3 protein-coding genes, 1 tRNA gene and 2 rRNA genes (1 of these 6 only partly in view) are annotated in these 11,902 nt (G+C 68.2%); 1 reads left to right on the forward strand and 5 read right to left on the reverse strand.

The features are described 5' to 3' along the window. Nucleotides 1–180 precede the first annotated feature (180 nt). Nucleotides 181–5,709 carry a HAMP domain-containing protein gene (locus ACOBQU_RS10405; RefSeq protein ID WP_423626021.1) on the reverse strand — a complete coding sequence of 1,843 codons (5,529 nt, stop codon included), beginning with the start codon at nt 5,707–5,709 and terminating at the stop codon, nt 181–183. A 262-nt stretch (nt 5,710–5,971) separates the two neighbouring features. Between ACOBQU_RS10405 and ACOBQU_RS10410 the strand changes: the two genes are divergently transcribed. Then, on the forward strand, nt 5,972–8,632 hold the full coding sequence (locus tag ACOBQU_RS10410; protein ID WP_423626023.1) for a SpoIIE family protein phosphatase: 2,661 nt from the start codon (nt 5,972–5,974) through the stop codon (nt 8,630–8,632). 67 nt (nt 8,633–8,699) lie between these two features. Here the strand turns inward: ACOBQU_RS10410 and ACOBQU_RS10415 are convergent. The 4 genes from ACOBQU_RS10415 to ACOBQU_RS10430 all read right to left on the reverse strand — a co-directional run. After that, nucleotides 8,700–8,772: transfer RNA gene (locus ACOBQU_RS10415), tRNA-Thr, on the reverse strand. A gap of 98 nt (nt 8,773–8,870) precedes the next feature. Next, complete coding sequence (locus tag ACOBQU_RS10420) at nt 8,871–9,527, reverse strand: DegT/DnrJ/EryC1/StrS family aminotransferase (protein ID WP_423634393.1); 657 nt, start codon at nt 9,525–9,527, stop codon at nt 8,871–8,873. A 112-nt stretch (nt 9,528–9,639) separates the two neighbouring features. Continuing rightward, nucleotides 9,640–9,756: ribosomal RNA gene (gene rrf, locus ACOBQU_RS10425) — 5S ribosomal RNA — on the reverse strand. Between the two features lie 84 nt (nt 9,757–9,840). Next, nucleotides 9,841–11,902 (reverse strand): 23S ribosomal RNA (locus tag ACOBQU_RS10430) (it continues 1,064 nt past the right edge of the window).

Below are 11,902 nucleotides of genomic sequence, written 5' to 3' on the forward strand. Positions count from 1 at the left end.
GCCACACCCTGTCACCGCGATGTCACTGTGCACGTAGCAGAAACGCAGTGGCGGACCAGAAGGTTCCCCGATTACCGCGGTTCTACACGGCGTCGGCCACACTCCGTCAGCAACTCCGCGTAGTGGCGGGACGCGCGTCCCGCCACTAGGGAGCGGCCCGGCGGCCGACGCGGCGGCGCGTCACCGCGCGCGCATCCACTGGTCCATCACCGACAGCAGGTGATCGGGATCGACCGGCTTCGTCACGTAGTCCGACGCTCCGGAGTCGATGGCCTTCTCCCGGTCGCCCTTCATCGCCTTCGCGGTGAGCGCGATGATCGGCAGACCGGCGAACTGCGGCATCCGGCGGATCGCCGTCGTCGTGGCGTAGCCGTCCATCTCCGGCATCATGATGTCCATCAGGACGACCGTGACGTCGTCGTGCTGCTCCAGGACCTCGATGCCCTCGCGGCCGTTCTCCGCGTACAGCACGGACAGGCCGTGCTGCTCCAGGACGCTGGTGAGCGCGAACACGTTGCGGATGTCGTCGTCGACGATGAGCACCTTCTCGCCGCCGAACCGGAACTTCGCGCGGGCGGGCGGCGCCTCCTGCCCCGCGCCGTCCTGCCACTGCTCCGAAGCGCCCCCCGCGGCCGTGGGCTGCCCCGGCAGCGCGTCGGCCGCCTCCGGAGCGGGCGTCGCGGCGGCGGACGCGGACGCCCCGCGCCGACGGCGCCGGAACAGCGCGCCGCCCCCGGAGGCCGACCCGCCGCCCGCGGGGCCCACGGAGCCGCCCAGCGCCCCCGTGCCGGCCTCCGCGCCGCCCTCGGGCGCCGGGTGGCCGGACAGCTCCGGTGCCGCGGGCGGCGCCGGGAGCTGCGGGTAGCCCTGCGGCGGGAGTTCGCTGGGCTGAAGCGGCAAATACAGCGTGAAGGTGGAGCCGCGGCCCGGTTCGCTCGCCGCGTGGATCTCACCGCCGAGCAGCCGCGCGATCTCCCGGCTGATGGACAGGCCGAGGCCGGTGCCGCCGTACTTGCGGCTGGTGGTCCCGTCGGCCTGCTTGAACGCCTCGAAGATCACCCGCATCTTGCTGGCCGCGATGCCGATGCCCGTGTCGGCCACCGAGAACGCGATCAGGTCGGCGTCCGCCTCGCGCAGCGACCCGGCCTCCAGGAGCTGCTCCCGGATCGCGTGGGGCACGTCGTTGCTGGCGAGCCGGATGACCAGCTCCACCGCCCCGCTGTCGGTGAACTTCACCGCGTTGGCGAGGAGGTTGCGCAGCACCTGGAGCAGCCGCTGCTCGTCCGTGTGCAGCGTCGCGGGCAGCTCCGGCGAAACGCGTACGGAGAAGTCCAGCCCCTTCTCGGCGGTGAGTGGACGGAAGGTGGCCTCCACGTAGTCCACGAGCTGGACGAGCGCGATGCGCGTCGGGCTGACGTCCATCTTGCCCGCCTCGACCTTCGACAGGTCGAGGATATCGTTGATGAGCTGGAGCAGGTCCGAGCCCGCGCCGTGGATCGTCTCGGCGAACTCCACCTGCTTGGGGGTGAGGTTCGCGTCGGCGTTGTCGGCGAGCAGCTTGGCCAGGATGAGCAGCGAGTTCAGCGGCGTACGCAGCTCGTGCGACATGTTGGCGAGGAACTCGGACTTGTAGCGCATCGACACCGCGAGCTGCTCGGCGCGCTCCTCCAGGACCTGCCGGGCCTCCTCGATCTCGGTGTTCTTCACCTCGATGTCGCGGTTCTGCTGGGCGAGCAGCGCGGCCTTCTCCTCCAGCTCGGCGTTGGACTCCTGGAGCGCCTTCTGCCGGTTCTCCAACTCCGCGGAGCGCTCGCGCAGTTGCTCGGTCAGCTCCTGCGACTGCTTGAGCAGCATCTCCGTCTTGGAGTTGACGCTGATCGTGTTGACGCTGGTGGCGATCATCTCGGCGATCTGGCTCAGGAAGTCCTTCTGGATCTGTGTGAACGGCTGGAACGACGCCAGCTCGATCACCCCGAGCACGTTGTCCTCGAAGAGCACCGGCAACACGATGACCTGCGCCGGGGGCGCCTCGCCGAGCCCGGAGGCGATCCGCAGATAGCCGGACGGCGCGTTGTCCACGAGGATCGTGCGCCGCTCCTTGGCGGCCGTGCCGATGAGCGTCTCCCCGGGCCGGAACGACGTCGGCATCGAGCCCATCGAGTAGCCGTAGCTGCCGAGCATGCGCAGTTCGTACGCGTCGTCCGCGCCCGAGAGGTCGGTCGCGTCGTCCGTGGGCACGGCGAGGAAGAACGCGCCGTGCTGGGCCGAGACGACCGGCGTCAGCTCGCTCATGATCAGCGAGGCGACGGCCTCCAGGTCGCGGCGGCCCTGCATCATGCCGGAGATCCGGGCCAGGTTGCCCTTGAGCCAGTCCTGCTCCTTGTTGGCGAGGGTGGTGTCGCGCAGGTTCGCGATCATCGTGTTGATGTTGTCCTGGAGGACCTGGATCTCGCCCGCCGCGTCCACGTCGATCTTCAGGTTGAGGTCGCCGCGGGTCACCGCGGTGGCCACGGCGGCGATCGCGCGCACCTGCCGGGTCAGGTTCCCGGCCATCTCGTTCACGGACTCCGTCAGGTCCCGCCAGGTGCCGTCGATGTCCCGCACCCGCGCCTGACCGCCGAGCTGGCCCTCCGTGCCCACCTCGCGGGCGACGCGGGTGACCTCCTCGGCGAACGACGACAGCTGGTCCACCATCGTGTTGATCGTCGTCTTCAGCTCCAGGATCTCGCCCCGGGCGTCGATGTCGATCTTCTTGGTGAGGTCGCCCTTGGCGATCGCCGTGGTGACCATCGCGATGTTGCGGACCTGACCGGTCAGATTGGACGCCATCCCGTTCACGGACTCGGTGAGGTCCTTCCACGTGCCCGACACTCCGGGGACGCGGGCCTGGCCGCCGAGGATGCCGTCCGTGCCCACCTCGCGGGCCACCTTGGTGACCTGGTCGGCGAACGAACTCAGCGTCTTCACCATGGTGTTGAAGGTGTCCGCGAGCTGCGCGACCTCGCCGCGCGCCTCGATCGTCACCGTCTTCGTCAGGTCGCCGTTGGCCACGGCCGCGGCGACCTGCGAGATGTTCCGCACCTGCATGGTCAGGTTGTTGGCCATCAGGTTGACGTTGTCGCTGAGGTCCTTCCAGATGCCCGTGACGCCGGGGACGCGGGCCTGACCGCCCAGCTTGCCCTCCGTACCCACCTCGCGGGCCACCCGCGTGACCTGCTCGGCGAACGACGACAGCTGGTCGACCATCGTGTTCACCGTGGTGACCAGTTCGAGGATCTCGCCCTTGGCGTCGACGGTGATCTTCTTGGACAGGTCGCCGCGGGCGACGGCCGTGGTGACCTCGGCGATGTTGCGCACCTGGAGGGTCAGGTTGTTCGCCATGCCGTTCACCGACTGCGTCAGGTCCTTCCAGGTGCCCGACACGCCCTGCACCTCGGCCTGGCCGCCCAGGATGCCGTCGGTGCCGACCTCGCGGGCCACCCGGGTCACCTGCTCGGCGAACGCCGAGAGCTGGTCCACCATCGTGTTGAGGGTGTTCTTCAGCTCCAGGATCTCGCCGCGCGCGTCCACGTCGATCTTCTGCGACAGGTCGCCGCGCGCCACCGCCGTCGCGACCTGCGCGATGTTGCGGACCTGCGTGGTCAGGTTCCCCGCCATGCCGTTCACGGAGTCCGTCAGGTCGCGCCACACCCCGGCCACCCCGGGCACCTGCGCCTGACCGCCGAGCCTGCCCTCGGTGCCGACCTCGCGGGCGACGCGCGTCACCTGGTCGGCGAAGGCCGAGAGCTGGTCGACCATGGTGTTGATGGTGTTCTTCAGCTCCAGGATCTCGCCGCGGGCGTCCACGTCGATCTTCTGGGAGAGGTCACCGCGGGCCACCGCCGTGGTCACCTGGGCGATCTGACGCACCTGCGACGTCAGGTTGCCCGCCATGAAGTTGACGGAGTCCGTCAGCTCCTTCCACGTACCGCTCACGCCGTCCACGCGCGCCTGGCCGCCCAGGCGCCCCTCCGTGCCCACGTCCCGCGCCATCCGCGTGACCTGGTCGGCCATGGAGGAGAGCTGGTCCACCATGGTGTTCACGGTGTTCTTGAGCTGGAGCATCTCTCCGGAGACGTCGACGGTGACCTTCTGCGAGAGGTCGCCGTTGGCCACCGCCGTCGTCACCTGGGCGATGTTGCGGACCTGGCCGGTGAGGTTGCGGAAGGCCGTGTTCACCGAGTCGGTGAGGTCCTTCCAGGTGCCCGCCGCGCCCGGCACCTGCGCCTGCCCGCCGAGCTGCCCCTCGGCCCCCACCTCGCGGGCCACCCGCGTCACCTCGTCACCGAACGACGAGAGCTGGTCCACCATCGTGTTGACGGTGTTCTTCAGCTCCAGCATCTCGCCCGCGACGTCCACGGTGACCTTCTGCGACAGGTCGCCGTTGGCCACCGCAGTCGTCACCGTCGCGATGTCCCGCACCTGCGTCGTCAGGTTCCGGAAGACCGTGTTGACGGAGTCCGTGAGGTCCTTCCACGTCCCGGCCGCGCCCGGCACGTTGGCCTGCCCGCCGAGCTGCCCCTCGGCGCCGACCTCGTTGGCGACGCGCGTCACCTCGTCGGCGAACGTCCGCAGCGTCTCCGTCATCTGGTTGATGGTCCCGGCGAGCTGGGCGATCTCGCCGCGCGCGCTCACCCGCACCTTCTGCGACAGGTCGCCGTTGGCGACGGCCGTGGTGACCTGGGCGATGCCGCGCACCTGCGCGGTCAGGTTCCCGGCCATCAGGTTCACCGAGTCGGTGAGGTCCTTCCACACGCCCGCGACGCCCGGCACCCGGGCCTGCCCGCCCAGCTCGCCCTCCGTGCCGACCTCGCGCGCGACGCGCGTCACCTCGGAGGAGAACGAGGACAGCTGGTCCACCATCGTGTTGACGGTGTTCTTCAGCTCCAGCATCTCCCCGGCCACGTGCACCGTGACCTTCCGCGACAGGTCGCCCTTCGCGACCGCCGTCGTCACCAGCGCGATGTCCCGCACCTGCGCGGTCAGGCGGTACGCCATCGTGTTGACGGAGTCCGTGAGGTCCTTCCACGAACCCGACATCCCGCGCACCCGGGCCTGCCCGCCCAGCTTGCCCTCCGTCCCCACCTCGCTGGCCACGCGCGTGACCTCGTCGGTGAACGTCGAGAGCTGGTCGACCAGGTTGTTGACGGTCCGCCCGACCTTCAGGAACTCGCCGCGCAGCGGATGGCCGCTGCCGTCCGCCCCCTGCGCGCGCAGCTCCATGCGCTGCTCCAGATCGCCGTCGGCGACCGCGGAGAGCACCCGGCCGACCTCGGAGACGGGCCGTACGAGATCGTCGACGAGGTCGTTCGCGGCGTCCACCGCCGCGGCCCACGACCCCTCCATGGCCCCGGCCTGGAGCCGCTCTGTGAGCTTTCCCTCACGCCCCACCGTGCGCCGGACCCGCGCCAGCTCCCCGGTCAGGTGCAGATTGCGGTCCGCGACCTCGTTGAAGACGGCGGCGATCTCCGCCATCACGTCGTCGCCCGTGACCGTGAGGCGCTTGCGGAAGTTCCCGTCCCGCATCGTCACCAGGGCGGACAGCAGCCTGTGCAGGGCCGCGGCGTCCACCGTGACCGTCGTCCCGTTCCGCGGCTTGCGCTGACTGCTCGGGGACCGTTCGTCTTTCGCGCGCGTCTTAGCGGCCCGCGTCGCAGCGCCAGACTCCACTGTGTCCCTCCCGCAAGGGTCGACCGTACTGCTGGGGCTCCATCTGGAACCTGCCCAGTGTTTCACCATGGCCGAACCAGGCCATAACAGTTCGGCAGCTTCGCACACCGTCCGCACACCCTCCGGGCGGAAACCTTGGCGACCGGCATCAGCATGGACGGCGAAGGTAAGTAACCTGGCATCCGGCTGTCCAACCACCCCGGTCCTGCCCGGCCAGGGCGGTGGCACACATAGCAGCGGGCATCGGAGGGGCGGCCGCACCATGGGACTGGAGATTCCCGGGGGACAACGGACGAGGAGTTCTGTGATCACCGCACGCGCGGCTGCGACCTTCGAACCCGTCGGGCGTTCCGTGGCGACAGCCCGTTCGTTCGTCCGGGACACCCTCCAGGGGTGGGGGTTTTCGGACATTGTCGACGACGCCGTCGTCCTGACCAGCGAGCTGGTCACGAACGCCGTCGTGCACGCGGGCACCGCCGCCGACGTCCAGTGCCTGCGCACCGACGACTCCGTCCGCATCGAGGTCTCCGACCACTACCCCGAGCGCGAGATCCCCCTCCAGAACTCCCCCGCGACCATGGGCAGCCCCGACCGCGAGGGCGGCCGCGGCCTCCAGCTCTGCGCGGCCCTCGCCAGCCGCTGGGGGGTCGAGTACACCTCGACGCACAAGCAGGTCTGGTTCCAACTCGACCTGCCCGACCGCCCCGTGGGCACCCGCGCCGCCGGTCCCTCGCTGCCCGCGGACCTGCTGCCCATCGCCGACGGCCGGGTCCGCGTCGCCGTCGTGCAGATCGACCGCACGGGCGCGATCACGGCCTGGAACGAGGACGCCGAGGTGATGTTCGGGTACGTCGCCGAGCAGGTCACCGGCAAGCCCCTCACGGACTTCGCGGCCTGGCCGCACACCCCCGGCACCAGCACCGGCATCGCCGACGCCCTGCAGCTGTCCCGCTGGGAGGGCAGCTACGGCATCCGCGACGCCAGCGGCCGCGTCACCCCCGTCTACGCCTCGCACCTGCGCGTCCGCGACGCCGACGGCGAGCCCTCCACGGTCTGCCTGCTGGTACGGGACGACGAGCGCGCCGTCCTCCAGACCCCGCTGCGCGGCCCGGCCCCCGAGTCCGGCACGCTCAGCGAGCCGCACACCGCCGACCCCTTCGAGGTCTTCATCGGCTCCCCGCCGCCGGACGACCTGGACGGCCTGCTCCAGCGCACGGTCGAGCGCGCCCGCGACATGCTCGACGGCGACGCCGCCTATCTGCTGCTGGCCACGGACGACGAGACGGAGCTCCAGGTCCGCGCCTCCACCGGCCTGCCCTCCGCACGCCAGCGCTTCGCCCGTGTCCAGGTCGAAGCGGGCCCCGGCCGCTACGGCTCGGCCCGCATGCCCGCCGTCCACGAGGACCTCACGCAGCTGCCGGGCGCGGCCCCGCTCCTCGAAGGCACGGGCATGCGCTCCGTAGTGACGGTCCCGCTCAAGGTGGAGGGCCGCCTCACCGGCGCCCTGGGTGTCGCCGCGGAGGCCCCCGGGCGGTACTCGAACGAGGAGGCCCTGCGCCTGCAGTTCGCCGCCGACCGCATCGCCCTGGCCGTGGAGCACGCGCGCCTCGGCGAGATGGAGCGCCTGCGCCGCGGCTCGCTGTCCTTCCTCGTCGAGGCCTCCGACCTGCTGGCGGGCACCCTGGACCGGGACCAGACCCTCGCCCTCATGGCGCAGATGACGGTCCCCACGCTCGCCACCTGGTGCGCCGTCTACACCATCGCCGACCAGGCCTCGGAGCCGTACCTCTCGTACGTGCTGCACGAGGACGAGGACCGCATCGACGGCCTCAAGGCCCTCCTGTCGAAGATCGCTCCCCCTGACCCGGTCCCCACCCCGGGCGCCCGCGTCTGGACGGCCCCGTCCGACGCCGCGCACCAGGCGGCCCTGCGTACGTCGATGCGCAATCTGGGCCTGGGCGAGCCGATGTCGGTCGCCTCGGGCATCGGCACGACCCTGTCGACGGCGTCCGCGGTGGGCGGCGAGACCGTGGTCCTTCCCCTGGTGGCCCGCAACCGCGTCATCGGCATGCTCACGCTCGGCAAGCCCGCCGACGAGCACTTCCGCCAGGAGATCCTGGAGCTGGCCGAGGACCTGTCCCGCCGGGCCGCCCTGGCCCTGGACAACGCCCGGCTGTACTCGGAGCGCACGGCCATCAGCCAGTCCCTCCAGCGCAGCCTGCTGCCGCCGGGCCTGCCCCAGATCCCGGGCGTCGAGGTCGACGTCATCTACCGGGCGGCGGGCGAGGGCAACGAGGTCGGCGGTGACTTCTACGACCTGTTCCCGATCCGCGACGGCGCGTACGGCTTCGCGATCGGCGACGTCTGCGGCACGGGCCCGGAGGCCGCCGCGGTGACGGGCCTGGCCCGGCACGCCCTGCGCCTGCTCGCCCGCGAGGGCTTCGGCGGCCCCGCGGTCCTGGAGCGCCTGAACGCCGCGATCCTCGACGAGGGCGCCCGCAGCCGCTTCCTCACCCTTCTGTACGGCGAGCTGCGGCCGCAGGAGGACGGTTCCGCCGTCCTCAAGGTCGTCTGCGCGGGCCACCCGCTGCCGCTCCGCCTGCGCCAGGACGGCACGGTCGAGCCGTACGCGGAGCCGCAGCCGCTCCTCGGCGTCATGGAGGACCTGGAGCTGTACGAGCAGACGATGACCCTGGACCCGGGCGACGTCCTGCTCTGCGTGACGGACGGCGTCACGGAGCGCCGGGAGGGCACCCGCATGCTGGGCGACGACGGCCTCGCGGACGTCCTGACGACGTGTACGGGCCTGACGGCGGGCGCGGTGGCGGCCCGCATCATGCGCGCCGTGGAGCGCTTCGCGTCGGACGCCCCGTCGGACGACATGGCGATCCTGGCGATGCGCGTCCCGGAGCGCACGGCCTGAAGGCCCAGGCCCCGCCCCCGAAACGAGGAAGGCCACCGCCCCAACGGGCGGTGGCCTTCTCTGTCAGAGCCCCCAAGCGGAATCGAACCGCTGACCTTCTCCTTACCATGGAGACGCTCTACCGACTGAGCTATAGGGGCCAGTTGCGCCTTTCGCGGTCTCCCGCGCGGCAACGGAATAGATCATACCTGACGATGGAGCGGTCTCGAACCGCTCCGCCGACGGTCGGGGATCGGTCTCAGAACGCCGCGGTGAGAAGCCCGCCGAGCGCGTTGCACGCCGAGACGATCCGCTGCAGTTCACGCCGTGTCAGCCAGGCGTCGACGGGGAGCGCCAACGTTTCGTCAGCGGCACGCTCGGTCTCGGGCAGTTCTGTGTCCCGCCAGAACTTGGGCGTGCGGTGCAGGGGCGTCTTCACGGGCACCCGGCACTCAACTCCCTTGGCCCGCAGGGCTCGTGCGAACGCGTCCCGGTCCGGCCGCCCGTTGCCGGGCACGCGCACCACGTACCGCTGGTAGCGGTGGGCGGGGTTCTCGGCGGGCGTCGCCACGCCGGTGAGACGCGCGCTCAGATAGAGGGCGTGCGCCCGCCGCCGCACCAGCCCGTCCCCCGGCGCCTCCGGCTCGTCTTGTTCCAGCACCACGAGCCCGCTCCTCACCGCCTGGAGCCCGGCGATGTCGGCCTGGTTCCCGAAGCGGTGTACGGCGATGACGGCGGCGGTCCGCGTGGTGGCGACGGCGTCGACGGCCTCGGGGCTGAGGCAGTACGTCTCGGGGTCGATGTCGGCGAACACGGGCATGGCGCCCGCGAGCACGACGGCCTCAGCGACTTCCCCGTTTCCGTAGGCGGGCACGATGACCTCGTCCCCACTCCCGACACCTGCGGCTCGCAGCATGGCTAGTGTCCCCATGCTGCGGATGTTGGTCGCGCAATGTGAACACGGAGTGACGCACAACAAAAAGAGCTGGTCCCCGAACCGAAGTTCGGGGACCAGCTCTCTACATTTAGTTCGGCGGCGTCCTACTCTCCCACAGGGTCCCCCCTGCAGTACCATCGGCGCTGTAAGGCTTAGCTTCCGGGTTCGGAATGTAACCGGGCGTTTCCCTCACGCTATGACCACCGAAACACTACGAAACACATCAACCGCACCACACGTGTGTGTGGAGTTGTTCGTGGTTTCAGAACCAACACAGTGAACGCGAGCAACTGAGGACAAGCCCTCGGCCTATTAGTACCAGTCAACTCCACCCCTCACGAGGCTTCCATATCTGGCCTATCAACCCAGTCGTCTACTGGGAGCCTTACCCCATCAAGTGGGTGGGAGCCCTCATCTCGAAGCAGGCTTCCCGCTTAGATGCTTTCAGCGGTTATCCCTCCCGAACGTAGCCAACCAGCCATGCCCTTGGCAGAACAACTGGCACACCAGAGGTTCGTCCGTCCCGGTCCTCTCGTACTAGGGACAGCCCTTCTCAAGACTCCTACGCGCACAGCGGATAGGGACCGAACTGTCTCACGACGTTCTAAACCCAGCTCGCGTACCGCTTTAATGGGCGAACAGCCCAACCCTTGGGACCGACTCCAGCCCCAGGATGCGACGAGCCGACATCGAGGTGCCAAACCATCCCGTCGATATGGACTCTTGGGGAAGATCAGCCTGTTATCCCCGGGGTACCTTTTATCCGTTGAGCGACGGCGCTTCCACAAGCCACCGCCGGATCACTAGTCCCGACTTTCGTCCCTGCTCGACCCGTCAGTCTCACAGTCAAGCTCCCTTGTGCACTTACACTCAACACCTGATTACCAACCAGGCTGAGGGAACCTTTGGGCGCCTCCGTTACCCTTTGGGAGGCAACCGCCCCAGTTAAACTACCCATCAGACACTGTCCCTGATCCGGATCACGGACCCAGGTTAGACATCCAGCACGACCAGAGTGGTATTTCAACGACGACTCCACACACACTGGCGTGCATGCTTCACAGTCTCCCACCTATCCTACACAAGCCGAACCGAACACCAATATCAAACTGTAGTAAAGGTCCCGGGGTCTTTCCGTCCTGCTGCGCGAAACGAGCATCTTTACTCGTAGTGCAATTTCACCGGGCCTATGGTTGAGACAGTCGAGAAGTCGTTACGCCATTCGTGCAGGTCGGAACTTACCCGACAAGGAATTTCGCTACCTTAGGATGGTTATAGTTACCACCGCCGTTTACTGGCGCTTAAGTTCTCAGCTTCGCCCCACCGAAATGGAGCTAACCGGTCCCCTTAACGTTCCAGCACCGGGCAGGCGTCAGTCCGTATACATCGCCTTACGGCTTCGCACGGACCTGTGTTTTTAGTAAACAGTCGCTTCTCGCTGGTCTCTGCGGCCACCCCCAGCTCCAGAGGTAAACTCCATCACCGGGTGTGGCCCCCCTTCTCCCGAAGTTACGGGGGCATTTTGCCGAGTTCCTTAACCATAGTTCACCCGAACGCCTCGGTATTCTCTACCTGACCACCTGAGTCGGTTTAGGGTACGGGCCGCCATGAAACTCGCTAGAGGCTTTTCTCGACAGCATAGGATCATCCACTTCACCACAATCGGCTCGGCATCAGGTCTCACCCTCCATGCGCGACGGATTTACCTACCGCGCGGGCTACACCCTTACCCCGGGACAACCACCGCCCGGGCTGGACTACCTTCCTGCGTCACCCCATCACTCACCTACTACCAGCTTGGATCAGCGGCTCCACCACTCCGAGATCACCCGAAGGATCACCCGGCGGCTTCACGGCCTTAGCATCACTGGATTCGATGTTTGGCGCTCCATAGCGGGTACCGGAATATCAACCGGTTATCCATCGACTACGCCTGTCGGCCTCGCCTTAGGTCCCGACTTACCCTGGGCAGATCAGCTTGACCCAGGAACCCTTAGTCAATCGGCGCACACGTTTCTCACGTATGTATCGCTACTCATGCCTGCATTCTCACTCGTGAACCGTCCACCACTGCCTTCCGGCGCAGCTTCACCCGGCACACGACGCTCCCCTACCCATCACAGTCCCCGTTAGAGGTATATACTGCAATGACACGACTTCGGCGGTACGCTTGAGCCCCGCTACATTGTCGGCGCGGAATCACTAGACCAGTGAGCTATTACGCACTCTTTCAAGGGTGGCTGCTTCTAAGCCAACCTCCTGGTTGTCTCTGCGACTCCACATCCTTTCCCACTTAGCGTACGCTTAGGGGCCTTAGTCGATGCTCTGGGCTGTTTCCCTCTCGACCATGGAGC

Source organism: Streptomyces sp. G45, from assembly GCF_049542095.1.
GTDB lineage: Bacteria > Actinomycetota > Actinomycetes > Streptomycetales > Streptomycetaceae > Streptomyces.